27 protein-coding genes are annotated in these 24,281 nt (G+C 66.8%); 18 read left to right on the top strand and 9 right to left on the bottom strand.

Translation table 11 applies throughout. From position 1 onward, the window contains the following. Positions 1–69 precede the first annotated feature (69 nt). Both P0Y59_16375 and P0Y59_16380 read right to left on the bottom strand, forming a co-directional pair. Positions 70–420, bottom strand: a complete 351-nt coding sequence (locus P0Y59_16375) for a response regulator (protein WEJ98513.1) — start codon at positions 418–420, stop codon at positions 70–72. A gap of 71 nt (positions 421–491) precedes the next feature. Further along, on the bottom strand, positions 492–1,685 hold the full coding sequence (locus tag P0Y59_16380; GenBank protein WEJ98514.1) for a GAF domain-containing sensor histidine kinase: 1,194 nt from the start codon (positions 1,683–1,685) through the stop codon (positions 492–494). A gap of 267 nt (positions 1,686–1,952) precedes the next feature. Between P0Y59_16380 and P0Y59_16385 the strand changes: the two genes are divergently transcribed. Continuing rightward, positions 1,953–3,395, top strand: coding sequence for a DEAD/DEAH box helicase (locus tag P0Y59_16385; protein ID WEJ98515.1), 1,443 nt, complete (start codon positions 1,953–1,955; stop codon positions 3,393–3,395). Positions 3,396–3,497: 102 nt separating this feature from the next. Here the strand turns inward: P0Y59_16385 and P0Y59_16390 are convergent, their stop codons facing one another. Both P0Y59_16390 and P0Y59_16395 read right to left on the bottom strand, forming a co-directional pair. Continuing rightward, positions 3,498–4,700, bottom strand: a complete 1,203-nt coding sequence (locus P0Y59_16390; GenBank protein ID WEK02601.1) for an MFS transporter — start codon at positions 4,698–4,700, stop codon at positions 3,498–3,500. A 99-nt stretch (positions 4,701–4,799) separates the two neighbouring features. Beyond that, positions 4,800–5,465 (bottom strand): nitroreductase, encoded by a 666-nt coding sequence (locus P0Y59_16395; protein WEJ98516.1) that lies wholly within the window; start codon positions 5,463–5,465, stop codon positions 4,800–4,802. Between the two features lie 106 nt (positions 5,466–5,571). On the opposite strand from P0Y59_16395, the gene P0Y59_16400 reads away from it, so the two are divergent. From P0Y59_16400 to P0Y59_16410, 3 genes are all read left to right on the top strand, one after another. Continuing rightward, complete coding sequence (locus tag P0Y59_16400) at positions 5,572–6,741, top strand: acetyl-CoA C-acetyltransferase (protein ID WEJ98517.1); 1,170 nt, start codon at positions 5,572–5,574, stop codon at positions 6,739–6,741. Between the two features lie 137 nt (positions 6,742–6,878). Next, positions 6,879–7,661 (top strand): SDR family NAD(P)-dependent oxidoreductase, encoded by a 783-nt coding sequence (locus P0Y59_16405; protein WEJ98518.1) that lies wholly within the window; start codon positions 6,879–6,881, stop codon positions 7,659–7,661. Between the two features lie 58 nt (positions 7,662–7,719). Next, positions 7,720–8,169, top strand: coding sequence for an acyl-CoA thioesterase (locus P0Y59_16410; GenBank protein WEJ98519.1), 450 nt, complete (start codon positions 7,720–7,722; stop codon positions 8,167–8,169). A 250-nt stretch (positions 8,170–8,419) separates the two neighbouring features. On the opposite strand, the gene P0Y59_16415 is transcribed toward P0Y59_16410, so the two are convergent. Both P0Y59_16415 and P0Y59_16420 read right to left on the bottom strand, forming a co-directional pair. Beyond that, positions 8,420–9,202, bottom strand: a complete 783-nt coding sequence (locus tag P0Y59_16415) for a crotonase/enoyl-CoA hydratase family protein (protein ID WEJ98520.1) — start codon at positions 9,200–9,202, stop codon at positions 8,420–8,422. Between the two features lie 157 nt (positions 9,203–9,359). After that, positions 9,360–10,898 (bottom strand): acyl-CoA synthetase, encoded by a 1,539-nt coding sequence (locus P0Y59_16420; GenBank protein WEJ98521.1) that lies wholly within the window; start codon positions 10,896–10,898, stop codon positions 9,360–9,362. 151 nt (positions 10,899–11,049) lie between these two features. On the opposite strand from P0Y59_16420, the gene P0Y59_16425 reads away from it, so the two are divergent. The 3 genes from P0Y59_16425 to P0Y59_16435 are packed head-to-tail and all read left to right on the top strand — an operon-like array spanning position 11,050 to position 12,304. Next, positions 11,050–11,490 carry a PaaI family thioesterase gene (locus P0Y59_16425; protein ID WEJ98522.1) on the top strand — a complete coding sequence of 147 codons (441 nt, stop codon included), beginning with the start codon at positions 11,050–11,052 and terminating at the stop codon, positions 11,488–11,490. Beyond that, positions 11,487–11,864, top strand: coding sequence for a PaaI family thioesterase (locus P0Y59_16430; protein ID WEJ98523.1), 378 nt, complete (start codon positions 11,487–11,489; stop codon positions 11,862–11,864). The genes P0Y59_16425 and P0Y59_16430 overlap by 4 nt, the downstream gene beginning before the upstream one ends. Next, positions 11,861–12,304 carry a hypothetical protein gene (locus P0Y59_16435; protein ID WEJ98524.1) on the top strand — a complete coding sequence of 148 codons (444 nt, stop codon included), beginning with the start codon at positions 11,861–11,863 and terminating at the stop codon, positions 12,302–12,304. Before P0Y59_16430 ends, P0Y59_16435 begins: the two co-directional genes overlap by 4 nt. A gap of 161 nt (positions 12,305–12,465) precedes the next feature. On the opposite strand, the gene P0Y59_16440 is transcribed toward P0Y59_16435, so the two are convergent. After that, complete coding sequence (locus tag P0Y59_16440) at positions 12,466–13,599, bottom strand: PQQ-dependent sugar dehydrogenase (GenBank protein ID WEJ98525.1); 1,134 nt, start codon at positions 13,597–13,599, stop codon at positions 12,466–12,468. Positions 13,600–13,652: 53 nt separating this feature from the next. Beyond that, positions 13,653–14,804, bottom strand: a complete 1,152-nt coding sequence (locus P0Y59_16445) for a PQQ-dependent sugar dehydrogenase (protein WEJ98526.1) — start codon at positions 14,802–14,804, stop codon at positions 13,653–13,655. A 257-nt stretch (positions 14,805–15,061) separates the two neighbouring features. Between P0Y59_16445 and rimP the strand changes: the two genes are divergently transcribed. The 7 genes from rimP to rbfA all read left to right on the top strand — a co-directional run bounded on the left by rimP (position 15,062) and on the right by rbfA (position 21,892). Further along, on the top strand, positions 15,062–15,643 hold the full coding sequence (gene rimP, locus P0Y59_16450) for a ribosome maturation protein RimP (GenBank protein ID WEJ98527.1): 582 nt from the start codon (positions 15,062–15,064) through the stop codon (positions 15,641–15,643). Next, positions 15,643–17,259, top strand: a complete 1,617-nt coding sequence (gene nusA, locus P0Y59_16455) for a transcription termination factor NusA (GenBank protein ID WEJ98528.1) — start codon at positions 15,643–15,645, stop codon at positions 17,257–17,259. Before rimP ends, nusA begins: the two co-directional genes overlap by 1 nt. A 6-nt stretch (positions 17,260–17,265) precedes the next feature. After that, the gene (locus P0Y59_16460; protein ID WEJ98529.1) at positions 17,266–17,493 is read left to right on the top strand and encodes a 4-oxalocrotonate tautomerase family protein; all 228 of its coding nucleotides are present in this window, start codon (positions 17,266–17,268) and stop codon (positions 17,491–17,493) included. 132 nt (positions 17,494–17,625) lie between these two features. After that, entirely contained in the window at positions 17,626–18,336 is a 711-nt protein-coding gene (locus P0Y59_16465) for a DUF448 domain-containing protein (GenBank protein WEJ98530.1), read from the top strand. A 16-nt stretch (positions 18,337–18,352) separates the two neighbouring features. Then, positions 18,353–21,091 (top strand): translation initiation factor IF-2, encoded by a 2,739-nt coding sequence (infB, locus tag P0Y59_16470; protein ID WEJ98531.1) that lies wholly within the window; start codon positions 18,353–18,355, stop codon positions 21,089–21,091. 1 nt (position 21,092) lies between these two features. Then, complete coding sequence (locus P0Y59_16475; GenBank protein ID WEJ98532.1) at positions 21,093–21,494, top strand: hypothetical protein; 402 nt, start codon at positions 21,093–21,095, stop codon at positions 21,492–21,494. Then, positions 21,491–21,892 (top strand): 30S ribosome-binding factor RbfA, encoded by a 402-nt coding sequence (rbfA, locus tag P0Y59_16480; GenBank protein ID WEJ98533.1) that lies wholly within the window; start codon positions 21,491–21,493, stop codon positions 21,890–21,892. Before P0Y59_16475 ends, rbfA begins: the two co-directional genes overlap by 4 nt. Here rbfA and P0Y59_16485 read toward each other — a convergent pair whose 3' ends face one another. Further along, positions 21,893–22,387: a hypothetical protein gene (locus P0Y59_16485; GenBank protein WEJ98534.1), complete on the bottom strand. Its 495-nt coding sequence runs from the start codon at positions 22,385–22,387 to the stop codon at positions 21,893–21,895. It lies immediately after the preceding gene. Positions 22,388–22,481: 94 nt separating this feature from the next. On the opposite strand from P0Y59_16485, the gene P0Y59_16490 reads away from it, so the two are divergent. The 4 genes from P0Y59_16490 to P0Y59_16505 are packed head-to-tail and all read left to right on the top strand — an operon-like array spanning position 22,482 to position 24,176. Further along, the gene (locus P0Y59_16490) at positions 22,482–22,772 is read left to right on the top strand and encodes an AbrB/MazE/SpoVT family DNA-binding domain-containing protein (GenBank protein WEJ98535.1); all 291 of its coding nucleotides are present in this window, start codon (positions 22,482–22,484) and stop codon (positions 22,770–22,772) included. 20 nt (positions 22,773–22,792) lie between these two features. Beyond that, positions 22,793–23,158: a type II toxin-antitoxin system VapC family toxin gene (locus tag P0Y59_16495; GenBank protein WEK02602.1), complete on the top strand. Its 366-nt coding sequence runs from the start codon at positions 22,793–22,795 to the stop codon at positions 23,156–23,158. Continuing rightward, positions 23,158–23,736, top strand: a complete 579-nt coding sequence (locus P0Y59_16500; GenBank protein WEJ98536.1) for a thymidine kinase — start codon at positions 23,158–23,160, stop codon at positions 23,734–23,736. The genes P0Y59_16495 and P0Y59_16500 overlap by 1 nt, the downstream gene beginning before the upstream one ends. A gap of 56 nt (positions 23,737–23,792) precedes the next feature. Further along, positions 23,793–24,176: a DUF6491 family protein gene (locus P0Y59_16505; GenBank protein ID WEJ98537.1), complete on the top strand. Its 384-nt coding sequence runs from the start codon at positions 23,793–23,795 to the stop codon at positions 24,174–24,176. The last annotated feature ends 105 nt before the right edge of the window (positions 24,177–24,281 follow it).

Here is a 24,281-nt window from a genome sequence, read left to right on the forward strand (position 1 = left end):
CTTCGCTACTGCGGACCGGTGGATGCCGGAACAAGTCAGGCATGACGATGGTAATCGATGGCGCTTGTTTCAGTGCGGCGCCACCAGCCGGAACGCCTCGCGCAGCCTGGCGTCGATCACCGGCTTGCCCAGCACGATCGCGGGCGGATCGCAACTGAGGCAGGCTTCCGGCGTGGCGGTGATGAAGATCACCGGTAGAGGTCCCATCTCGCCCTGGATCACCTCGACAGCGTGCGGGCCGGTGCCTTCGCGCAGCATCACGTCGGACATGATCACATCGGGCCGATGCTCGCGCGCCGCATCAAGCGCCTCGCGCTCGGTTTCGGCAAAAGAGAAGGTCTTGGCCCCGGCCAGTGTCAGTATGTCCTGAAGATCGAGCGCGATCAGGACCTCATCCTCGATGATCAGCACGTGGCACACCGGCGATCTCCCCAGGCAATATCAACGTACCATCGGGAAAAACGGGTGCGAGCAACGGCAATTTTTTTAGGTCAGGCCAGCGGCATGAGGAAGGTGAAGCGCGTCTGCATCGGCGACGAGGCGACACTGAGCGACCCGCCATGTGCCCTGGCGATTTCGGACGCGATATACAGGCCGAGGCCGAGGCCAGCCTGATCCGGGCGCACCGCGCCGCGCGCGAAGGGCTGGAATAGCCGCTCGATTGCCGCAGGCCGGATTTCCTCACCGGCATTGCTCACCGACAGTTCGAAAACATCGTCGCGCGCGGCGGCGTGCACGACCACCGGCTGGTCGGCCGCGCCATGGGTCAGCGCGTTGCCGAGCAGGTTGGACAGAAGCTGTGCGATCCTTCCCCGATCGCACTCCACTACCTGATCCAGGTCGATCACCGTTTCGATCTGCTGGCCCGGATGGCTGGAGCGCAATTCGTCGACAACCTGTTGCAGGATGGGCGCAAGCTGCACCGGCGCTCGCTGAAGCGTAAGCCCGCCACCCAGCCGGCCACGCGCGAAATCGAGGACATTGTCGATCAGCCCGGCCATGCGCGAGACGCTGCTCCGCATCAGCCCCAGCACCATCGCTGCTCGTTCCGGCGACGGGTCGCGCGCGAGCAGCCGGGTGCCCGCATCGATCGAGGCAAGCGGATTGCGCAGGTCATGACCCAGTACAGCGATGAACTGCTCGCGCAGTTCGGCCGTCTTGCGCTCGTCGAGGAGGATCGCGGCGCTACGGTCGATCTGGGCCTGGGCGTCGAGATGGAAGGCGATCATGTCGGCGAACATGCGGAACATGTCGATCGTCTCCGGATTGTCGACCTGAGCGGGTCGCGGATCGATCGCGCAGAGCGTGCCGAAGAAGCGCCCGTCGGGCAGCAGGATCGGCATCGAGATATAGCTCTGGAAACCGTATGTCGCCGGGGTATGGTGATTGCGGAAATCGGGATGCTCGGCGACGTGATCGATGATCACCGGCTCGCGGCTGTCGCGGATCTCGTTGCAGATCGTCGTCTCGACCTTCAGCTCGCCGCCGGAGACCAGCCCGAAGGCGATGTCGTCGCGTACGCTGCAGGCGATCCAGCGCTCCTCGGTAACCCGCGCGATCGCGGCGAAGCCCATGCCGGTGGTGCGGCAGACCACGTCGAGGATCGTGGGCACGGCGTCGATCCGCCTGATCGCGGCGATATCGAGCTCGAACGCGGTCGGCTGAGCGGAGTCCCCTGTGTCCACCTCCAATGCTTAGGCGGGATCCGCAGTCGCGTCACCTGACTCCAGGATGATCCGGATCAATCCGTTTCGCCGGCGTCATTGACTTTTTGCGCCGCAGCATGCATATGTCGCCCATCGAGGCGTCATGCAGCGTGATCGGACTCTAGGGTCCAGGCTCCGCCTCGGTCGTTTTTAACGGGCTTCCCTTTTCACGCGGGGTGTCATTCTCCCCCGCCACTCGTGCGTCCGCCGGACTCGCGAGCCCGGCTAATATTGGACTATATTACCATGTCTTTCGCACATCTCGGCCTGGCCGAGCCGCTCGTCCGCGCGCTCGAAGCCAAGGGCTACACCACCCCCACCCCGATCCAGAAGCAGTCGATCCCGACCCTGCTCGACGGCCGCGACCTCCTCGGCATCGCGCAGACCGGCACCGGCAAGACCGCCGCGTTCGTCCTTCCCTCCATCCAGCGCCTCGTCAACGCGCCCAAGAACGTGCTGCCGACTCATTGCCGCATGCTCGTCCTCGCCCCGACCCGCGAACTGGCCAGCCAGATCGCCGACAGCGCGCGCGAGTACGGCAAGTTCTCCAAGATGTCGGTCGCGACCGTGTTCGGCGGCACCAGCATCAACAAGAACCGCCAGGACATGGCGCGCGGCATCGACATCCTCGTCGCCACGCCGGGCCGCCTGCTCGACCTGATCGAGCAGCGTTTCGTGAGCCTCGCGACGCTCGAGATCCTCGTCCTCGACGAGGCCGACCAGATGCTCGACCTCGGCTTCATCCACGCGCTCCGCAAGATCGTGAAGATGGTGCCGCGCGATCGCCAGACCCTGTTCTTCTCGGCGACCATGCCCAACGCGATCCGCGAGCTGGCCGACCAGTTCCTGAAGGACCCGGCGACCGTGAAGGTCGCGCCGGTATCGACCACGGCCGAGCGCGTCGAGCAATATGCCACGCTCGTCAACCAGTCGGAAAAGCAGGCGCTGCTCACCATCCATCTCCGCAATCCGGAGATCGAGCGTTGCCTGGTCTTCACCCGCACCAAGCACGGCGCCGACCGCGTCGTGAAGCTGCTCGGCCATGCCGGCATCGCCGCCAACGCGATCCACGGCAACAAGAGCCAGCCGCAGCGCGAGCGCGCGCTGGGCGAGTTCAAGTCGGGCAAGGTCAAGGTGCTGATCGCAACCGACATCGCCGCGCGCGGCATCGACGTGTCGGGCGTGAGCCATGTGTTCAACTTCGAGCTGCCCAACGTGCCCGAGCAATATGTCCACCGCATCGGCCGCACCGCGCGCGCCGGCGCGTCGGGCGTGGCGATCAGCTTCGTGGCGGATGACGAGCGGTCCTATCTGCGCGACATCGAGAAGCTGACGCGCGTTAAGCCGACCCCGATGCCGCTTCCCGAAGGCTTCACCGCCGAGGCGGCGAAGATCAAGGCGAACCGCCCCGCCGGTTCGGACGACGATCGCCGCCGCGACGATTCGGGCCGCCACCGCGCCCCGCCACGCGCGACTCACGCAGCGCGTCCGACCGGCGCCCGTCCCGAGGGGCAGGCCCGTCCGCAGGGCGCGCGTCCCGAAGGCAATGGCCGTCCGTCCGGCAATGGTCGCCCCGGTGGCCAGGGTCGCCCGGGCGGTTATGGCCGCCCCGGCGGCGGTGGCGGTCGCCCCGGCGGTTCGGGCCGCCAGCATTCGGGCGGCGGCCGCCGGTCGCCTGCCGCTGGCTGAATCTGTCGGCGGCGTCCCGATGGTGTGACATCATCATGGACGTCGCCACCACCCCTCTCACCGAAACGATGCGCCGCATAATCCTCCCCGAGCCGGGGAGGATTATGCGGTTCGGCGCTCCAGGGCGACCGACACCGCCAGGAACGCCAGGCCGCCAAGCGCCAGGCCACACCCGACCCACCCAGTCGACGTCCAGCCAAGCCCCGCGGCAATGGCGATTCCGCCGAGCCATGGGCCCAGCGCGTTGGCGATATTGAACGCGGCATGGTTCAGAGCGGCGGCAAGCGCCTGCGCGTCGCCTGACACGTCCATCAGCCTGCTCTGCAAGATCGACCCGAGCGAACCGCCCACGCCGATCGCCGCGACAACGACCAGCATCGTCCAGAAATTCCCGGCGGCGAACGGATAGAGCACCAGCGCGGCGAGGCTCCACAGCAGCAGGCCCGCCGCGGTCGGCATCAACGCGCGATCGGCGAAGCGCGGGACGATCAGGTTGCCCGCCGTCATGCCGACGCCGAACACCATCAGCACGACGGGGATCAAGTGCGGCGAGACGCCGGTCACCTCGGTCAGGGTCGAGGCGAGATAGGTATAGACGGCGAACAGGCCGCCGAACCCGATCGCGCCGATCCCCAAGGTCAGCCAGACCTGCGGACGCTTGAGGGCATCGAGTTCATCCAAGGGACTGCGCGCCGAATCGGGCCGGTCGCGCGGCGCGAAGACCGCGACCAGCGTCGCGGTCAGCACCGCCAGCACAGCGACGATCGCGAAGCTCCAGCGCCAGCCGACCGTCTGCCCGAGCCAGTTGGCCAGCGGCACCCCGGCGATCGTCGCCACCGTCAGCCCAAGCAGCACCCGCGCCATCGCCTGGGTCCGCTTGCCCGGCGGCACCAGCGATGCGGCGACCAGCGTGGCGATCCCGAAATAGGCGCCGTGCGGAAGGCCGCTGATGAAGCGGAACGCCATCATCCAGCCATAGGTCGGCGACAGGGCGGTCAGGCCATTGGCCAGGGCATAAAGTGCCATCAGCAGGATCAGCAGCGTGCGGCGCGACAGGCGGGCGGCGAGCACCGCGATGACCGGCGCCCCCACCACCACGCCCAGCGCATAGGCGCTGATGACATGCCCCGCCATCGGCACGTCGATCCCGAGATCCCGCGCGAAATCGGGCACCAGGCTCATCGTCGCGAATTCCGTCGTGCCGATCGCGAAGCCGCCGACCGCCAGCGCAAAGTGAGTCAGGCCGACGCGCTGTCGGGGCGCGGCGGGTTCGGCGAGGAGGGCGGGCGCGGCTGGGTCGAGCATCGGCGACAGGTGGCGATGCTGCACTGCAGCGTCAATTGCAGAGTTGGGCGATACGGGACCTCGTGGTGCAATCGCTGACCCTCCCCGGTACGGGGAGGATCAGGTCCGCACCGTCAGCCATTCCTCTTCGGGCGCCCGCGCGCTCCGTAACCGGTTCGCCGGTTCCGTTTCATCCTCATAGCCGATCGCCATGCCGCAGAAGAGCATCCGCTCCGCCGGCGTCTCCAGAAACCCGGTGATCGTCTCCGGATAAAGCGCCCAGCATTCCTGCGCACAGGTCGCGAGGCCAGCCTCGACCGCCAGCAGCATCACATTCTGCAAATACATGCCGAGATCGGCCCATTGCGGCGGGCCCATCTGCCGGTCGACCGTGCAGAACAGGGCCGCCGGCGCGTCGAAGAACTGGAAATTGCGCGCGAACCATAATCGCCGCGCCGCCTTGTCCTCACGCGGGATGCCGATCTGCGCGTACATCGCTTCGCCGATCGCGAAGCGCCGGTCGCGATAGGGCGCGGTCAGCTCCGGCGGATAGATCGCATAGCAGGGCTCCTCGGTCTCGCCCGCCATCAGCTTCGCCATCATCGTGGCCTTCAGCGCGACCAGCGACTCGCCCGTCACGAGATCGATATGCCAGGGCTGGAGATTGCCACCGGTCGCCGCCCGCGCGGCCCGTGTCACGATCGTCTTCAGCATCGCCGGATCGACCGGTCTTTCCTGAAATCCGCGTACAGACCGGCGTGCCGCTACGGCATCCGTCACATTCATCCTGTAGCTCCATCTTTCGACGATCGGGTATGCCGACACACCCTTGCCGACCCGCCGCGATTGGGCAAGAGTGGGTTGCAAATACGAACCTGATGGAGAGCGAAGCATGGCCGAGGCCTATATCGTTGAGGCGGTGCGTACCGCCGGTGGCAAGCGCGGCGGGCGGCTGGCCGGATGGCACCCGGCCGATATGGGCGGCGCCGTGCTCGACGCGATCGTCGACCGGTCCGGCATCGATCCGGCAGCGATCGAGGACGTCATCATGGGCTGCGTCAGCCAGGGTGGCGAGCAGGGTTTCCAGGTCGGGCGCGGCGCGGTGCTCGCGTCGAAGCTGCCCGAAAGCGTCCCCGCCGTCTCGATCGACCGGCAATGCGGCAGCTCGCAACAGGCGATCCAGTTCGCGGCGCAGGCGGTGCTCTCCGGCACGCAGGACGTGGTGATCGCAAGCGGCGTCGAGAGCATGACCCGCGTGCCGATGGGGTCGACCGGCATGCTGTTCGCCCAGGCCGGTCTCGGCAAGGCGAAGTCGCCGCGCCAGGAAGCGCGTTATCCGGGCGTTCAGTTCAGCCAGTTCCTCGGCGCGCAGATGATCGCCGAGAAATACGGTTTCGACCGCGACGCGCTCGACCGCTATGCGCTGGAGAGCCATCGCCGCGCCGCGGCCGCGACCGAGCGGGGCGACTTCAAGGGCGAAATCGTCGGCCTCGAGATCGAAACACCCGAGGGCGAGGCATGCCATCTGATCGACGAGGGCATCCGCTTCGACGCGACCTTCGAGGGCATCCATTCAGTCAAGCTGCTTCAGGAAGGCGGCGTGATCTCGGCCGCCAATGCCAGCCAGATCTGCGACGGCGCCAGCGCCGTGCTGGTCGTAAGCGAGCGCGCGCTGAAGGAGCATGGCCTGACCCCGCTCGCGCGCATCCACAACCTCACCGTCACCGGCGGCGACCCGGTCATCATGCTCGAGGAACCGCTGTTCGCGACCGACAGGGCGCTGAAGCGCGCCGGCATGAAGATCGAGGATATCGACCTGTACGAGGTCAACGAGGCCTTCGCGCCGGTGCCGCTCGCCTGGCTGAAGCATGTCGGCGGCGACCCGTCGAAGCTCAACGTCAATGGCGGCGCGATCGCGCTCGGCCATCCGCTCGGCGCGTCGGGCACCAAGCTGATGGCGACGCTGGTGCATGCGCTGCACACGCGGGGCGCCCGCTACGGATTGCAGACGATGTGCGAGGGCGGCGGCATCGCCAACGTCACCATCGTCGAGCGGGTTTGAGGACAACATTCCATCCGTTCGTGCCGAGCAGGGACTGAGCGTGTCGAAGGCTCGTATCGAAGCACCTGTCCTTCGATACGCTGCTTCGACACGCTCAGCGGCTACTCGGGACGAACGGCAGTTTTGAAAGGAAGACGATGAAACTCGACACCAACATCGCCGCCGTCGTTACCGGTGGTTCCTCCGGCCTCGGCGAGGCGACCGCCAGGGCACTTGCCGCAAAAGGCGTGAAGGTCGCGATCTTCGACCTTCAGGCGGACAAGGGCGAGAAGGTCGCGGCCGAGATCGGCGGCGTGTTCTGCGAAGTGAACGTCACCTCCGACGAGAGCGTCGATGCCGGCTTCGCCAAGGCGCGCGCGGCGAACGGGCAGGAGAGCATCCTGGTCTGCTGCGCCGGCACGGGCAATGCGATGAAGACGGCGAGCCGGTCGAAGGAGGACGGATCGATCAAGCATTTCTCGCTCGATGCGTTCAACTGGCTCATCCAGATCAACCTGGTCGGCACCTTTCGCTGCGTGGCGAAATCGGCGGCCGGCATGCTGACGCTTGCGCCGGGCGAGGATGGCGAGCGCGGCGCGATCGTGATGACCGCGAGCGTCGCGGCCGAGGACGGCCAGATCGGCCAGGCCGCCTATTCGGCGTCGAAGGGCGGCGTGGTCGGCATGACCCTGCCGATCGCGCGCGACCTGATGGGCGAAGGCATTCGCGTCAACACCATCCTGCCGGGCATCTTCAACACGCCGCTGATGCAGGGCGCCCCGCAACAGGTGAAGGACAATCTCGCAGCGTCAGTGCCCTTCCCCAAGCGCCTCGGCAACGCGCCCGAATATGCGCAACTCGCGCTGGCGATGATCGAGAACAGCTATTTCAACGGCGAGGATGTCCGCCTCGACGGCGCGATCCGGATGGCGCCGCGCTGATCTTCGCTCTCTCTCCCTCTCTCCTCCTTCCGCGAGCGGGAGGGGGACTAGGAGCGCAATGGCCCGACCCGATCCATCCCGGCTGAGCCCGACGGCCTATCCGCACAGCGAGCTGATCCAGACCCGCTTCCAGGATCTCGATCCGCTCGGCCATATCAACAATGTCGCCATGGCGGCCCTGTTCGAGAGCGGGCGGGTGCGCTTCAACCAGGCGATGGGGCTGAGCGGGTGGAAAGGGCATCGCTGGCTCGTCGCGCGGATCGAGATCAACTATCTGGCCGAGGGCAGCTTCCCGGCCGATGTCGAGATCGCCACCGGCATCGGCGAGATCGGCACCCGAAGCTGGCAGATCCTCTCCACCGCGTTCCAGCAGGGTTTCGCGATCGCGACCTGCGATGCGGCGATCGTGATGAGCGGCGCGTCCGGCGCGATCCGCTTGCCCGACGAGCTGCGCGCCGGGCTCGAGCAATATCGGATCGAACGATCCCCGCCTTTGCCCAATCTCTAGGCCGGATCGGCATTCACCTCATTGGCACAGCCGCAAAGGAGGGTTCGCGCAGAGGGTGCAGAGCAGGCGGAGTTCGTTTTCCGACTTGATCATCGTGTGCCGGCAAGTCGTCGATTTATGGACGTGTTTGTCGCCGCAAACCGCCCGTGCCGCTGGCCGGATCTTCTCTGCGTGCTCCGCGCCTCTGCGCGAACTATCTCTCTTGCTGCAATCGCACCGATGAGGTCGGCCCGCCCCGGTCTTTGTATCCCTAGTCTTTGAACCGGGGCGTGCGCTTCTCCATATTGGCCATCACTGCCTCGACCTGGTTGGGCTGGCGGATCACCCGCAGCTGCTCGACCGTCTCGGCCTCGAGGATCGCTTTGGGATCGGCATCGGCAGCGAGGTTGAACAACCGCTTCGACCCGCGCACCGCGTGCGGGCTGCGCCCGGCGATCTCCCGCGCCAGCGCCATGGCCGCTTCATGCGGATCGTCGGCAAGGCGCGTGACGAAGCCATATCCCAGCGCTTCCTCGGCAGTGAATTCCCGCGCGGTATAGGTCAGCTCGCGCAGCAGGTCGTCGCGCACCAGCGTCCGCCACAGCGCGATGCCCCCCATGTCGGGCACGAGGCCCCAATGCCCCTCGCGGATCGACAGGCGCGTGCCCGGCGCGGCAATGCGGATATCGGCGCCCGACATGATCTGGAACCCGCCACCCAGCGCCACGCCGTGCACCGCCGCGATCACCGGCATCGGCAGCATGCGCCAGCCCCAGGAAACCTGCTGAACCAGATTGGCGCCGTCGGGGCGCCGGCTGCCCAGGTCGATGCCCGATCCGCCGCCCGCCATGCTCTGCATATCGAGCCCGGCGCAGAAGCCGCGCCCCTCGCCAGAGAGCACCACGGCGCGGACATTGGCCATGCCGCCCAGCTGGTCGATCGCCGCCGCGATGCCCTTGAACATCGCCGGATCGATCGCGTTCATCTTGTCGGCGCGCGTCAGGCGGACATCGGCGACATGATCGGTAACGGTGATGGAGACGCGGTCGTTCATGTGAGTCATTCCTTCGAGATGAATGCCGTTCGTCCTGAGTAGGGACTGAGCTTATCGAAGGACAACCGCGTAGGGCCTGTCCTTCGATATGCCATTTAGACAGGCTCAATGGCTACTCAGGACGAACGGCGTTTTGGTATCGGATCCTCGGCACCGATCACACGATCCGCCCTCCACCCACGCCCCAATAGCGGTCGCGCAGCAAACGCTTGTAGAGCTTGCCCGTCGCATGCCGGGGCAGTTCCTCGGTGAAGTCGATCTGGCGGGGCGTCTTCACACCCGACAGCGCCGCGCGACACCAGGCGGTCAGTTCCTCCGCCAGCGCGGGGCCGGCTTCCGCCATGTCGACCGGCTGCACCACCGCGACGACCCGCTCGCCCATTTCAGGGCAGGGCCCGCCGATCACCGCGACATCGGCCACGCGCGGATGCGTGATCAGCCGGTTCTCGATCTCCTGCGGATAGATGTTCACCCCGCCCGAAATGATCATGAAGCTCTTGCGATCGGTCAGGTAGAGATAGCCCTCGGCATCGATCCGCCCGATATCGCCAAGCGTCGTCCAGCCTTTTGCATTGCGCGCCTCGGCCGTCTTGGCAGGATCGTTGTGATATTCGAACTGGCCGCCGCCCTCGAAATAGACCAGCCCCTCCTCGTCGGGCCCGAGCTCCTCGCCCGCTTCGTCGCAGATGTGCAGCACGCCGTACGCCGCCGTGCCGACCGACCCCTTGTGCACCAGCCATTGCTCCGAAGTGATCGTGGTCAGCCCATTGCCTTCCGATCCCGCATAATATTCGTACAACACCGGGCCCCACCAGGCGATCATTGCTTGCTTGACCGGGATCGGGCAGGGCGCGGCGGCGTGGATCGCGACCTTCAGCGTCGACAGGTCGAAACGGCTTCGCTCTGCCTCGTCCAGCTTGAGCATGCGCACGAAATGAGTCGGCACCCACTGGCTCGCCGTCGCGCCATAGGTCTCGATCGCCGCCAGCGCGGCCAGCGGCGAGAAATGCTGCATCATCACGACCGTGCCGCCGAGCCGGAGCACCGTCATCGACCAGCGAAGCGGTGCTGCGTGATAGAGCGGCGCGGGGCTGAGATAGATGGTATCCGGCCCGAGCCCGTAGAGCCCGCGCGCGAGCATCATCAGCACGTTCGGCGCGGCGATATCCGGGTCCTCGGGCAGCGCGACACGCACGCCCTTGGGCCGGCCGGTCGTGCCGGAGGAATAGAGCATGTCGATCCCAGCGCGCTCGTCGCCGATCGGGGTATCAGGCATGCCCGCCACCGCCTCTTCCCAGGCTGACCAGCCCGGCACAGTGCCGCCGATCGTGTAGCGCGCGATATCAGCCAGGTCTCCTGCGAGCGCCGCGGCGACCTCCAGCCCGGCCGACGCGACGACCAGCTTCGCCCCGCTGTCGCGCACGATATAGGCAACCTCGGGCGCGGTCAGCTTGGTCGAGATGCAGACGTAGAAAAGGCCGCTGCGCTGCGCACCCCAGGCGACATCGTAGAATTCGGGCACATTCTCCAGGAACAGGGCAATCGTGTCCCCGATGGCCAGCCCCGCCGAGCGGAAGAGTTGCGCCGCACGATTGGAGCGCCGGTCGAGCTCGGCAAAGCTCACCGTCTCGCCTGTCTCGGCGACGATCAGCGCCGGCTTGTCCGGCGTCTCAGCGCCATGGATGCTTGGGTGCACCCGCCTCTCCTATTCGTTGTTATTTGCAACCGAAGCTATACGGCACCGGGCGGCCCTGCAATCGCCCAATCGGATGCCCCAGTCGGATGCCCAATCGGATGATCATCCGGCGACTTTGCGGATCACGCTGCGCTGCGATAGGGAGCGCGGGATGACGACGACTGACGCCTTTCGTTTCGATCCCGAACGCTTCCTGCGCAACGGCGCCGGCGGCCATGGCGGCCTGCTTGGCCTTGGCTATCACGCGCACGGCCTCGACTGGGTCGAGCTGGCCCTTCCCTACAGCAAGGACCAGATCGGCGAATCCGAAACCGGCGTGATCGCCTCCGGCCCGATCCTGTCGATGATGGACATGGCGACGAGCATGGCGGTGTGGCTGAAGCTCAACGCCTTCAGGCCGCACGCGACGCTCGACCTGCGCGTCGACTATCTCCGGCCGGCGACGCCGGGAAAGACGGTGATCGGACACGGCGAATGCTATCGCATCACCCGCTCGATCGCGTTCGTGCGCGGCCAGGCGCATGACGGCGACCCGGCCGATCCGCTCGCCCATGTCGCGGGCACCTTCATGGCGCCGGAGGGCTATCTGTGACGCTGCCGCCTTATGCCGACCTGCTCGGGCTGAGCGTCGATCCCGATGACGAGAGCGTGCTGATCATGCCGTTCGAGAAGGGCGTGCTCGGCCGGCCGGGTTTCCTTCACGGCGGCGCGATCAGCGGGCTGATGGAAATGGCGGCGATCGTCGCGGTCCGCCAGGCGCTCGCCGAGGAGGGCGGCGGCCGGATCAAGCCGATCAACGTCACGGTCGATTTCATGCGTGGCGGACGCGACAAGCCGACCCGGGCGCAAGGGATAGTCACCCGGCTCGGTACCCGCGTCGCCAATGTCGAGGCAACCGCCTGGCAGGACGACCGCGACAAGCCGATCGCGGCGGCACGCCTGAACTATCTGATCGCCCGGCGATGAGCGACGCGCGGGCACAGGCGGAGACCTATGCCCGCGACGCGCAACGCCTGCGCGATACCGGCGACCTTTACGAGGCGCTGACCCGCCAGCGCCGCGCGGTGGCGCTGCTGCGCGATCTGGGGGATATCGCGGCGCTTGCCCATGCCGTCCGCCACGTCGCCGACATGCTGGTCGACGCGGGCCGCGCCGACGAAGCCGGCACGGCGATCACCGAGATGCTGGGCCTCTATCGCGAAATACCCGATGCCGCGCCGCTCGATATCGCCGATGGGCTGCGCAGCGCGGCGCTGCAGGCCGAAGCGATCAACGACAGCGACACGGCCTGGATCTTCTGGATCCAGGCACGGGCGCGATACGGGGAACTCGCCGGGATGCCCGGCGCGCCGGGCAATCCCGGCGTCGCGGAGGCCGACGCGCATCTGAAGAGGCTGCGCGGATAGGGTGAAACAGGTCTTCTCCCCAACCGTTCGTCCCGAGTAGCCATCGAACTTGTCGAGAGGGCATATCGAGGGACACATGTGTCTCGATACGGGTTCTCGACAGGCTCGCCCCCTATTCGACACGAACGGGGATTTTAAAACTCAGCCCCGCCTGCGACGGCTCAGCGAGGCGTCAGCCGCATCAGATGCCCGCCCGGGCCATCCTGCAGCAGCCAGATCGCACCGTCCGGCGCCTGGGCCACGTCGCGGATGCGCATGCCCATGTTCCACTGGTCGGCCTTGGCCGCGTTGTCGCCGTTCAGCGTGACCCTGATCAGCGCCTGGCCGGACAGCGCGGCGATGAAGGCCGAGCCCTGCCAGGCCGGGAACAGCCTGCCCGAATAGATGATCAGCCCGCCCGGCGAGATCGAGGGATTCCACCAGACCTTGGGCGCTTCGAACCCGTCGCCCGGGGCATGGCGGGGAATCGGCGTGCCATCGTAATTGTCGCCGTTCGACACTTTGGGCCAGCCATAGTTCCTGCCGGGCAGGATGAGGTTCACCTCGTCGCCGCCCTTCGGCCCCATCTCGATTTCCCAGAGCCGACCGCCCTTGTCGAAGGCAAGGCCATAGGGATTGCGGTGGCCGAGCGACCAGGTCTCGGCCCGCACCCCGCCCGCCGCATATTGAGGATTGCCCGGCGCAGGCTTGCCGTCGAGCGTCAGGCGCAGGACCTTGCCGAGCGCCTGGTCCGGGTCCTGGGCCGGAGTGAAGCGCTGGCGCTCGCCGGACGAGAGGTAGAGCAAGGTGCGATCGGGCGAGAAGGCGATGTTGCCGCCGAACTGCTCGCCCGTCCCGTCCGACCCGGCACGGAAGATCACCCGAAGGCCCTCAAGGCTCGGCGCGGCGCCGTCCTTCAGCGTCGCGCGGGCGAGCGCGAGGCTCCGGCCGTTCGGGCGCGGCTCCGAATAGGACAGATAGATGCTGTGGCTTTTCGCGAAATCGGGCGCGAGCGCTACGTCGAGCAGGCCACCCTGCCCGCCCGGCGCCACTTTGGGCACACCGGCCACGTCCTTCACAGCACCATTGGTCGCGCGCAGCTTAAGCTTGCCCGGCTTCTCCGTGACGAGGATTCGGGCGTCGGGCAGGAAGGCGAGCGCGAAGGGCGTGTCGAAGCTGCCCTGGTCGCTCACCGCAAAGGGCAGGCCGCCCGGCACCTTGAACGCGACCGTGTGGGCGGCATCCTGCGCGACGCCGGCGGAAGCAGCGCCGGCCAGGGCAAACAGGGGCAGCGCGCGGAGGAGGAATCTGGTCATGCCGAACGGGTCTTTCATGGGGAGGTTTCGACGGGAACCCGCGCAGTGTAGCGTCAGGCCTTGGCCGGCGTAAGCTTGATCAGCCGCCCGTTCGCGCCACGCTGACCGTCCTCGATCAGCCAGATCGCGCCGTCGGGCCCCTGCTCCGCCTCGCGGATGCGCGCGTCCATCGGCCATTGATCGCCCTTCTTCGCGCTGGTCCCGTCCAGGTCGATGCGCAGCAGCGACTCGCTGGAAAGCCCGCCGACGAACGCGTCGCCCTTCCACGCCGGGAACATGTCGCCCGAATAGATCATCAGCCCGCCCGGCGAGATCGACGGGTTCCACCAGACCTTGGGCGCCTCGAACCCGTCGCCGGGCGCATGATCGGGAATGTCCCGGTCGTCATAATGGCTGCCGTTAGAAACCTTGGGATAGCCATAGTTCCGGCCGGGCAGGATCAGGTTGATCTCGTCGCCGCCCTTCGGGCCCATCTCTTGTTCCCACAGATTGCCCTGCGCGTCGAACGCGATGCCGAGCAGGTTGCGATGGCCATAGGACCAGATTTCCGGCCGTGCGCCGGTCTGTCCGGCAAAGGGATTGCCCGGTGCCGGCTTCCCGTCCGGCGTAAGGCGAAGCACCTTGCCGAGCGTCATCGTCAGGTCTTGCGCCGGGTCGAATTTCTGGCGCTCGCCATTGGTGAAGAACAGATGCCGGCCATCGGGCGAGAAAGCGATCCGGCCCGAATAATGGCCGTTACCCTCGACCGCGGGGCTGGCGCGGAAGATCACCGAGATATCGGCCAGCGCGGGTGCCGCGCCCGTCTCGTCGAACCGCCCGCGCGCCAGCGCCACTGCCTTGCCGCCCTCGCGCTGTTCCGAGAAACTGAAATAGACGAGGCGATCCTTCGCGAAGCCCGGCGACAGCACCACGTCCATCAGCCCGCCCTGCCCGGCGCTGTCGACGCCGGGGATCGTCGCCAACGTCCCGATCGTTTTCATGTCGGCGGAGGCGATCTGAATCTTGCCGGCCTTCTCCGTGACCAGCAGCCGGCCGTCGGGCAGGAAGGTCATCGCCCAGGGCGAATCGAAATCAGCCATCACCGTCTCGATGAAGGGTTTCGCCACGGTCCTGGCCGCGTCCTGCGCCGGGGCGGTCGCGGCGGAGCAGGCGGCGGCGACGACCGCGCACAGCGGCAACAGGGCGTAGGAAGAGAATCGGGTCATGCCGGCAGCCTCTCGTTCATGTGAATCCGTCGCACGGGGCGATTCGCCTGAATCCCCGGCGGCACAGAGTTGGGCTGAGCCTATAGGATCGACTCGCAGGATCAAGGCAGGCCATCTGCCATTTGCCCGCGCCGGACCAAGGGGCCTTGCCGCGCGGGCCATCCCACCGTATATCACCCCCATATTCTCTACATCGTTATGGGTGAAGAGGTCGGGGCCACACGGTCCCGGCGACGAGAAGGCATGTTTCAAAACTGATGACGGACATCGCGAAGCTTACCCACCTGATCGAGCCCGAGGCGAACGCCCTGGGCTTCGACCTCGTGCGCGTGAAGATGTTCGGCAATCGTGACGACCTGACCTTGCAGGTGATGGCCGAGCGGCCGGACACGCGCCAGCTCACTATCGACGATTGCGCCGAGTTGTCGCGCCGCATCTCCGACCTGTTCGACGAGAAGGACCCGATCGAGGAAGCCTATCGCCTCGAAGTCAGCTCGCCGGGCATCGATCGTCCGCTGACCCGGCTCAAGGATTTCCAGGACTGGGCAGGGCATGAGGCGCGCATCCATCTCGCCGCGCCGGTCGATGGCCGCAAACAGCTCACCGGCATCTTGAAGGGTGTCGAGGACGGGCGCATCACCATCGACGTCAACAAGCACGAGCCGATGACGATCGGCTTCGACCAGGTCGCGAACGCGAAGCTGCTCCTGACCGACGCGCTGATCGCCTCCACCCGGCCGCTTTCGACCGAAGGCGTCGAGGAAGAAGAATTCGAAGAAGAGGCGCCGGAAGGCGCCGAACGCAACCCGGACGATATCATGAACGAAGGGCAAGACTGATGGCCACCGCCGTTTCCGCCAACAAGGCAGAGCTGATCGCGATCGCGAATGCCGTCGCCGCCGAGAAGATGATCGACAAGGGCATCGTGATCGAGGCGATGGAGGACGCGATCCAGCGCGCCGCCCGTGCCCGCTATGGCGCCGAGAACGACATTCGCGCCAAGCTCGATCCGAACTCCGGCGACCTGCGCCTGTGGCGCGTCGTCGAGGTGGTCGAGGCGGTCGATGATTATTTCAAGCAGGTGAACCTGAAGGAAGCGCAGAAGCTTCAGGCGGGCGCGGTCGTCGGCGATTATATCGTCGATCCGCTGCCCCCGATCGAGTTCGGCCGCATCGCCGCCCAGGCCGCCAAGCAGGTGATCTTCCAGAAGGTCCGCGATGCCGAGCGCGAGCGCCAGTATGAAGAATTCAAGGATCGCATGGGTGAGATCATCACCGGCGTGGTGAAGCGCGTCGAGTTCGGCCATGTCGTGGTCGACCTGGGCCGCGCCGAGGGCGTCATCCGCCGTGACGCACAGATCCCGCGCGAGATCGTGCGCGTCAACGACCGCATCCGCGCGCTGATCCTGAACGTCCGCCGCGAAAATCGCGGGCCGCAGATCTTCCTCAGCCGCGCGCACCCGGACTTCATGAAGAAGCTGTTCGCGCAGGAAGTGCCCGAGATCTACGACGGCATCATCGAGATCAAGGCAGCCGCCCGCGACCCGGGCAGCCGCGCCAAGATCGGCGTCATCTCGCATGACAGCTCGATCGACCCGGTCGGCGCCTGCGTCGGCATGAAGGGCAGCCGGGTCCAGGCAGTCGTGCAGGAAATGCAGGGCGAGAAGATCGACATCATCCCCTGGTCGCCCGACACCGCGACCTTCGTCGTCAACGCGCTTCAGCCGGCATCCGTGTCGCGCGTGGTGATCGACGAGGAAGAGGACCGCATCGAGGTGGTCGTTCCCGACGATCAGCTCAGCCTCGCCATCGGCCGCCGCGGCCAGAATGTCCGCCTCGCCAGCCAGCTCACCGGCAAGGCGATCGACATCCTGACCGAGGCCGATGCCTCCGAGAAGCGCCAGAAGGAATTCCTGGAGCGCACCGAGATGTTCCAGACCGAGCTCGACGTCGACGAGACGCTGGCCCAGCTGCTGGTCGCCGAAGGCTTCGGCGCGCTGGAAGAGGTCGCCTATGTCGAGGCCGACGAAATCGCCTCGATCGAAGGCTTTGACGAGGATCTCGCCGCCGAGCTGCAGAGCCGCGCGACCGAGGCGCTCGAGCGCCGCGAGGAAGCCAACCGCACGCTGCGCCGCGATCTGGGCGTGTCGGACGATCTCGCCGCGATGCCCTACATCACCGAGGCGATGCTGGTGACGCTCGGCAAGGCGGGCATCAAGACGCTTGACGATCTCGCCGATCTCGCGACCGACGAGCTGGTGCAGAAGAAGCGCCAGGAACCGCGCCGCCGCAACGAGGACGCCCCCAAGCGCCCCGAGGACAAGGGCGGCGTGCTCGGCGAGTACGGCCTGAGCGAGGAGCAGGGCAACGAGATCATCATGGCAGCGCGCGCCCACTGGTTCGAGGACGAGGAGGCACCTGCCGCCGACGCCGAGACCACGGACGAGGAAGCGTAAGCTCAGATGCCATTTGTCAGCATCCGGATCGCGGGCACCGCGACGCACGACCAGAAAGCGGGGATCGTCGCCGACGTGACCCGTTCGCTGGTCGAGCGCCTCGGCAAGAACCCGGCTGCGGTGCAAATCGTGATCGAGGAAGTCGCCACGGAGAATTACGGCGCGGGCGGGCAGCTGATCGCCGACCGCGATGCGCCGAAGAGGGAGGACGCGCATGCGGTTCCCTCACAATGAGGCGCTAGGGCTTCAGACATCGCTTCGTCGGCCTGGACCCGGTTTCGGGTCAGGAAGGCGCGCGCATGCCCGACTCGCTCCATCACCTCGGAACGATTCCGGCGTGACGATTGTGGCGAAAGGGCTCGCGCGATGACCGCCGCCGACCCGATCCGCCGCTGCATCCTGGTGGGCGATCGCGCGCCGCGCGCCGCCCTGGTGCGGCTCGCGCTGTCGCCCGATGGCCATGTCCTGCCCGATGTCCGCGCCAAGGCGCCCGGCCGAGGGGCCTGGATCGGCATGACGCGCGCCGAGCTGGAAACCGCGATCGCCAAGGGCAAGCTCAAGGGTGCGCTCGCCCGCGCGTTCAAGACCGGCCCGGTCCTGATCCCGGACGACCTGCCCGCGCTGGTCGAAGCGGCGCTGGAACGTGCCGCGCTCGACCGGCTCGGCCTCGAATCCCGTTCAGGCGGGCTGCTGATCGGTTCCGACCGGATCGAGACCGCCGCCCGTTCCGGCAAGCTGCGCCTGCTGCTTCACGCCGCCGATGCGGGCGAGGACGGCAACCGCAAGCTCGACCAGGCCTGGCGAGTCGGCAACGACGAGGAAGGCAGCGGCCTGAGGGGCTTGGCGCTGCCGGTATCGCGCACCATATTGGCCGTGGCACTAGGCCGCCAAAATGTGGTACACATAGGCCTGACTGATCCCGATGCGGCGAAGCGGGTGGGCGAAGCGCTCCATCGCTGGCTGCATTTTATCGGCCCTGACCCGAGTACAGCGCCTTGCGAAACGATATCGCAGGGCGCAACGCCGTTTGAAACCGAACCGACGGGCAGTGGCACGCCCGATACGGCCGAAGATTGACCTACGAGGAATTTGAGTGAGCGATATCGACAACGAAAAGCCGAAACTGGGCATGCGCGCACCGCTGTCGGTGAAGCGCACGGTCGAGACCGGCAAGGTGAAGCAGAGCTTCAGCCATGGCCGCTCGAACACGGTGGTCGTGGAAGTGAAGCGCAAGCGCATCCTGGGCCGCCCCGGTGAGGCCGAGGCCCCCGCGGTCGAAGAGGTGCAGGCCCCCGAGCCGGTCGCCGTCGCAGCCCCGGTGCGCGCGCCGGAGCCGCCACGCCCAGCGCCCGTCTCGCCCGCCAATTCCCTGCTGTCGCGCCAGGAGCTTCAGGCCAAGCTGCTGCGCGAGGCCGACGAATCGCGCATGAACGCGCTCGAGGAAACGCGCCGCCGCGAAGAGCGCGAGCGCCTTGAGGCAGTCGAGGAAGAACGCCGCCGGGCCGAGGAAAATCGCCGTGCCGGCGACGCCCCGGATTCAGCCGCCGCCCCCGATCCCGTGCCGGCACCGGAGCCCGAGCCCGCTCCCGCAGCGGCCCCGGCATCTGCCCCGGCACCCGTCAGTCCCGCACCGGCGCCCGTCGCCACGGCAGCGCCCGCGCCCGTCGCGGCACCCGCCCCGACGCCGGTTGCTCCGCCGCCCCCAGCGCCGATCAGCGTGACGCTTGATCCGCGCATGCCGGCGCCGCGCCTCTTCACCCCGGTCGCACGCCCCGAGCGTCCGCGCCCGCCGCCCCCGCCGCCGCCCGCTCCGGCAGCCGCCGCCACGCCGGCTCCGGCGCCGTCGGGCTCGGCAGCGCCCAAGCGCCCCGGCCCGGGCGTGCCCGTCAACGACAGCCCCAACCGTCCGCAACAGCGCGACCGCAAGGGCGACGACCGCCGCACCGCCGGCAAGCTCACCGTCAACCGCGCCCTAGGCGAGGGTGACGGCGCCCGTGCCCGCAGCCTCGCGGCGCTGAAGCGCGCCCGCGAGAAGGAACATCGCCGGATGGGCGGCCCGCGCGAGGCGCAGGCCAAGCAGATCCGCGACGTCGTGGTGCCCGAGGCGATCACCGTCCAGGAACTCGCCAACCGCATGGCGGAAAAGGGCGCCGACCTGGTCAAGGCGCTGTTCAAGATGGGCATGCCCGTCACGATCAACGCGACGATCGACCAGGACACCGCCGAGCTGCTGGTGACCGAGTTCGGCCACAACATCACGCGCGTCAGCGATTCGGACATCGATCTCGCGATCGAGACCGATGCCGATGCCGATGAGACGCTTCAGCCGCGCCCGCCGGTCGTGACGATCATGGGCCATGTCGACCACGGCAAGACCTCGCTGCTCGACGCCCTTCGCGGTACCGACGTGGTCAAGGGCGAGGCCGGCGGCATCACCCAGCATATCGGCGCCTATCAGGTCACGCTGAAGGACAAGTCGAAGATCACCTTCCTCGACACGCCGGGCCATGAGGCCTTCACCGAAATGCGCGCGCGCGGCGCCAACGTCACGGATATCGTGGTGCTGGTCGTGGCGGCCGATGACGGCCTGAAGCCCCAGACGATCGAAGCGATCAGCCACACCAAGGCGGCCGGCGTGCCGATGATCGTGGCGATCAACAAGGTCGACAAGCCCGAGGCCAATCCGCAAAAGGTCCGCGAGGCGCTGCTTCAGTATGAAGTCGTCGTCGAGGAAATGTCGGGTGACGTGCAGGACGTCGAGGTCTCGGCGCTCAAGAAGACCGGGCTCGACGAGCTGATCGAGAAGATCCAGCTCCAGGCCGAACTGCTCGAGCTCCGCGCCAATCCGGATCGCGCCGCCGAAGGCACCGTGATCGAGGCGAAGCTCGACAAGGGGCGCGGCCCCGTGGCCACCATCCTGGTCAATCGCGGCACCCTGAAGGTCGGCGACGTGTTCGTCGTCGGCGCCGAGAGCGGCAAGGTCCGCGCGATGACCAACGACAAGGGCCAGCAGATCAAGGAAGCCGGCCCGTCGATGCCTGTCGAAGTGCTTGGCCTGTCGGGCGTACCGCGCGCCGGCGATCCGCTGTCGGTGGTCGAGAACGAAGCGCGCGCCCGTGAGGTCGCCGAATATCGCCAGAGCGTGATCACCAGCAAGCGCACCACATCGGCCCCGGCCAGCCTCGAGAGCATGTTCTCCGCGCTCAAGGACAAGCAGGCGATCGAATATCCGCTCGTCGTCAAGGCCGATACGCAGGGCTCGGTCGAGGCGATCGTCAATTCGATCAACAAGATCTCGACCGACGACATCAAGGCCCGCGTGCTGCATTCGGGCGTCGGCGGCATCACCGAGAGCGACGTCACCCTGGCGGGCGCGTCGGGCGCGCCGATCATCGGCTTCAACGTCCGCGCCAACGCCAAGGCACGCGAGATCGCCGAACGGCAGAAGGTCGCGCTCAAATATTATGACGTGATCTACGACCTGATCGACGAGATCCGCGCCGGCATGGCGGGCGAGCTTGGCCCCGAGGCATTCGAGACGGTCGTCGGCCGTGCCGAAATCCGCGAGGTCTTCTCGGCCGGCAAGCATGGCCGTGCCGCCGGCCTGCTGGTGGTCGACGGCTATATCCGCAAGGCATTGAAGGCCCGCATCACGCGCGACGACGTCATCATCTACAATGGCGAAATCGCGTCGCTGCGGCGCTTCAAGGACGATGTGGCCGAGGTTCGCGCCGGGCTCGAGTGCGGCGTGACCTTCGCCAGCCACACCGACATCAAGCCGGGCGACTTCCTCGAAACCTATGAAGTCGAGCTGCGCGAACGGACGCTGTAGGATGATTCGGTTGCGGACCGGCGCGGCACTGGGCCTTGGCCTGGTGCTGGCCGGCTGCGGCGAGCCGACGATCGAATGGCAGCGGGCGGCATCGCGCGACGGCCAGTATATCGCGACCGCCGAATATGATGCGCCGGTGCTCGACAGGAAGGACACCTATGTCTTTCTTCAGTCGGGCTGGCTCTTCACCCGCTCCGTAGTGTATCGAAGCCATATGCGCGATTGCGTCATATTGCGCTGGACCGGCCCGCGCGCGCTGACGATCAGCCATCTTTCCGCCGTGCCGACGAAGCGCGAGCCTGAATGGAAACCGCTCTGGGGTGGCGAGCCGGTAAAGATCACCTATCGCGACTTCAACATGGTCGGGCTGACGCTCCCCCCCGAATGTATGGTGAACCGATGAGACCCGCAGAAACCCCCGAGACCCGCTCAGTCCGCATCCTCCGCGTCGGCGAGCAGGTGCGCCACACGCTGGCCGAGATCCTCGCGCGCGGCGACGTGCATGACGAGACGCTGGCGAAGCATGTCGTCACCGTCACCGAGGTGCGCATGTCGCCCGACCTGCGCCACGCCACCGTCTTCATCAAGCCGCTGCTCGGCAAGGACGAGGAAGCAGTGCTGAAGGCGCTGCGCACCAACACCGCCTATCTCCAGCGCGAGGTCGCCGCGCGGGTGAACACCCGCTACGCGGCCAAGCTGAAGTTCATCGCCGACGAAAGCTTCGACGAGGGCAGCCATATCGACAAGCTGCTGCGCGACCCGCATGTCGCGCGGGATCTGGAGCAGGACGACGAGGGCTGATCAGCCCGCGCGCCACGCCCGTGCCTGCCGGATCAACAGGACACAGCTGGCCCACAGGATCGCCGCGGCGCCAAGACCGGTGACACCCACACGCTCTGGCCCCGGCAACAGCAACGCGGCGAGGCCGAGCGCGACCAGCGCAGCGCCGGTCGCATAGTAGAGCGGCAACGGGATACCGCGCGCGAGCGGCAGGAAATGCAGCCCGACGACGATCGCGATCACCGGCGCGACCGCATCCTGTGCCCCGATATTCATGCAGACATTGGCCGCGACGAAGATCGCCACGCCTTCGACCGCACTCCAGATACCGACCAGCCGGCCGACATTCGGGTTGCGCGATGGTTCGGTGCCGGTCGTGCGAAGGCCCCAGCCGATCAGCGCCCCCGAAATGACCGCCGCGACAGCCAGCACCGGCAATGGCAACCCGGAACCGACCGCGCCCACCATGAACCAGATGGCAGCGAAGATGTTGAGAACCCAGATACCGCCGCGCATAGGCCGCCTTTCGTTGCGATTGTCCGTTTACCAAGAGGCATGCAGCCGTTCCACATCGATTGACACAAGTCGCGGTAAGACGCATCTTACCGCGATGGCCGCAAGGACATCTCTCTCGGCGAAGGGCCAGGTCGTCATCCCGAAAGATGTCCGCGATGCTCTCGGTTACAAACCGGGCCAGGCCTTCGACGTGGTCAGGACGGATGGCGGCATCCTGTTACGTCCCCTGGCGCGAAAGAGCGGCAGGACCACCGGGCAGATCGTGGCGGAGATCCGGGCGCTTTATCAGCATGAAGGCCCGCCTGTGACGATCGAGGAAATGAACACGGCGGTCGATGCCCTGTTCGCGGCCAGGAGCGTCGATATGAATCAGGGCGATTCCTGATTCGCGCCGTCGATACCAATATTCTGCTGAGGCTGATGACCGGCGACGATGCCGGGCAAGCGCGCGTCGCGGAGTCGATCGTCGACGAAGATTTCATCGTCACCGCGACGGTGCTGGTTGAAACGGCATGGGTGCTTCGTTCGCGCTATGGCTGGACCCGCGCGATGCTGGTGCGGGGCCTGCGCATGGTAATCGACCTGCCGCATGCGATCAGCGTTCCGGACCACGCCGTCTGGGCGATCGACCGGCTGGAAGCGGGCGCTGATTTTGCCGACATGATGCATATCGCCTCTGCCGCCGGCGCCACACGCTTCGCCACCTTCGATCACGGCATCGCGACGAAGACGGGCGCGTCCTCCCCCATATCAATCGAGACACTCGCCTGATGGCCAAGCTCTATTTCTACTATGCCTCGATGAATGCAGGCAAATCGACCACCCTGCTCCAGGCCGATTTCAACTATCGCGAGCGCGGCATGCGGACCCTGTTGTTCACCGCGGCGATCGACGACCGATTCGCCGCCGGGACCGTCACCTCGCGGATCGGGCTTGGCGCCGATGCGGTCGCGTTCGAGCGCGATACCGACCTCGCCGCGATCGTGGTACGCGACGGCGAGGAGCCGCCGGCGTGCGTGCTAGTCGACGAAGCGCAGTTCCTGACCGCGGCACAGGTCGACCAGCTTGCTTCGCTTGCCGATTTCCACAACGTGCCGGTGCTCGCTTATGGCCTGCGCACCGATTTCCAGGGCCAGTTGTTCGAGGGATCGGCACGGCTGCTGGCGATCGCTGATTCGCTGATCGAGATCAAATCGGTCTGCGCCTGCGGGCGGAAGGCGACGATGAACATGCGGGTGGATGCCAATGGCAATCCGATCCGCGAGGGCGCCCAGACCGAGATCGGCGGCAACGACCGCTATGTCGCGATGTGCCGGCGGCACTTCATGGAGCGTACAGCCGGGCTATAGTATCGGGGTGATTGTCCGCCCGGCCGTTTCGGGCGGCCGAGTCGAGGAACGCCGCGATGCGCAACCCTATCCTGCTCGTTCTGCCCCTGGCCGCGTTTTGCGCCGTCGCCGCGACGGCCCAGACGCCCCCTGCCACCGGCATGGCTACGCCCGGCCAGCCAGCCACGATCCCGTTCGTTCGGCTCGGGGGAATCTACGACTTCCAGGCCGATGGCGACCGGGCCGTCTATCTCCAGGACAACAGCCGCAAATGGTATCATGCGACCATCCTGGGTCCCTGTATCGGCCTGACCTTCGCCAACCGCATCGGCGTGAAGACGCGCGGGACGGAGTCGCTCGACCGCTTCGGGTCGCTGCTGGTCGACGGGCAGGAATGCCAGATCGACCAGCTGGTGACGAGCGGACCGCCGCCGAAAAAAGCGAAGAAGCCGAAGCGCTGAGAGTCCGTTTGAAAATTCGCGAGAGAGCGAATTTCAAAACGGTACCGGCGCATTCCGGCCAAACGCTGAGCCCGCGCTGGCGAAGCCGTGGCCGCATCGCTAGAT

The sequence above is a fragment of the Candidatus Sphingomonas phytovorans genome, assembly GCA_029202385.1.
In the GTDB taxonomy this organism is placed as follows: domain Bacteria; phylum Pseudomonadota; class Alphaproteobacteria; order Sphingomonadales; family Sphingomonadaceae; genus Sphingomonas; species Sphingomonas phytovorans.

What these genes read in the sequence shown, in the direction of transcription:
- P0Y59_16460 (WEJ98529.1), top strand. Translation starts at nt 17,266, where the DNA reads ATGCCATTTGTCAGCATCCGGATCGCGGGCACCGCGACGCACGACCAG.
- P0Y59_16415 (WEJ98520.1), bottom strand. Translation starts at nt 9,202, where the DNA reads ATGAACGACCGCGTCTCCATCACCGTTACCGATCATGTCGCCGATGTC.
- P0Y59_16400 (WEJ98517.1), top strand. Translation starts at nt 5,572, where the DNA reads ATGGCCGAGGCCTATATCGTTGAGGCGGTGCGTACCGCCGGTGGCAAG.
- P0Y59_16385 (WEJ98515.1), top strand. Translation starts at nt 1,953, where the DNA reads ATGTCTTTCGCACATCTCGGCCTGGCCGAGCCGCTCGTCCGCGCGCTC.
- P0Y59_16490 (WEJ98535.1), top strand. Translation starts at nt 22,482, where the DNA reads ATGGCCGCAAGGACATCTCTCTCGGCGAAGGGCCAGGTCGTCATCCCG.
- P0Y59_16485 (WEJ98534.1), bottom strand. Translation starts at nt 22,387, where the DNA reads ATGCGCGGCGGTATCTGGGTTCTCAACATCTTCGCTGCCATCTGGTTC.
- P0Y59_16440 (WEJ98525.1), bottom strand. Translation starts at nt 13,599, where the DNA reads ATGACCAGATTCCTCCTCCGCGCGCTGCCCCTGTTTGCCCTGGCCGGC.
- rbfA (WEJ98533.1), top strand. Translation starts at nt 21,491, where the DNA reads ATGAGACCCGCAGAAACCCCCGAGACCCGCTCAGTCCGCATCCTCCGC.
- P0Y59_16410 (WEJ98519.1), top strand. Translation starts at nt 7,720, where the DNA reads ATGGCCCGACCCGATCCATCCCGGCTGAGCCCGACGGCCTATCCGCAC.
- P0Y59_16475 (WEJ98532.1), top strand. Translation starts at nt 21,093, where the DNA reads ATGATTCGGTTGCGGACCGGCGCGGCACTGGGCCTTGGCCTGGTGCTG.
- P0Y59_16500 (WEJ98536.1), top strand. Translation starts at nt 23,158, where the DNA reads ATGGCCAAGCTCTATTTCTACTATGCCTCGATGAATGCAGGCAAATCG.
- P0Y59_16445 (WEJ98526.1), bottom strand. Translation starts at nt 14,804, where the DNA reads ATGACCCGATTCTCTTCCTACGCCCTGTTGCCGCTGTGCGCGGTCGTC.
- nusA (WEJ98528.1), top strand. Translation starts at nt 15,643, where the DNA reads ATGGCCACCGCCGTTTCCGCCAACAAGGCAGAGCTGATCGCGATCGCG.
- P0Y59_16505 (WEJ98537.1), top strand. Translation starts at nt 23,793, where the DNA reads ATGCGCAACCCTATCCTGCTCGTTCTGCCCCTGGCCGCGTTTTGCGCC.
- P0Y59_16435 (WEJ98524.1), top strand. Translation starts at nt 11,861, where the DNA reads ATGAGCGACGCGCGGGCACAGGCGGAGACCTATGCCCGCGACGCGCAA.
- P0Y59_16395 (WEJ98516.1), bottom strand. Translation starts at nt 5,465, where the DNA reads ATGAATGTGACGGATGCCGTAGCGGCACGCCGGTCTGTACGCGGATTT.
- P0Y59_16465 (WEJ98530.1), top strand. Translation starts at nt 17,626, where the DNA reads ATGACCGCCGCCGACCCGATCCGCCGCTGCATCCTGGTGGGCGATCGC.
- P0Y59_16390 (WEK02601.1), bottom strand. Translation starts at nt 4,700, where the DNA reads ATGCTCGACCCAGCCGCGCCCGCCCTCCTCGCCGAACCCGCCGCGCCC.
- P0Y59_16425 (WEJ98522.1), top strand. Translation starts at nt 11,050, where the DNA reads ATGACGACGACTGACGCCTTTCGTTTCGATCCCGAACGCTTCCTGCGC.
- rimP (WEJ98527.1), top strand. Translation starts at nt 15,062, where the DNA reads ATGACGGACATCGCGAAGCTTACCCACCTGATCGAGCCCGAGGCGAAC.
- P0Y59_16405 (WEJ98518.1), top strand. Translation starts at nt 6,879, where the DNA reads ATGAAACTCGACACCAACATCGCCGCCGTCGTTACCGGTGGTTCCTCC.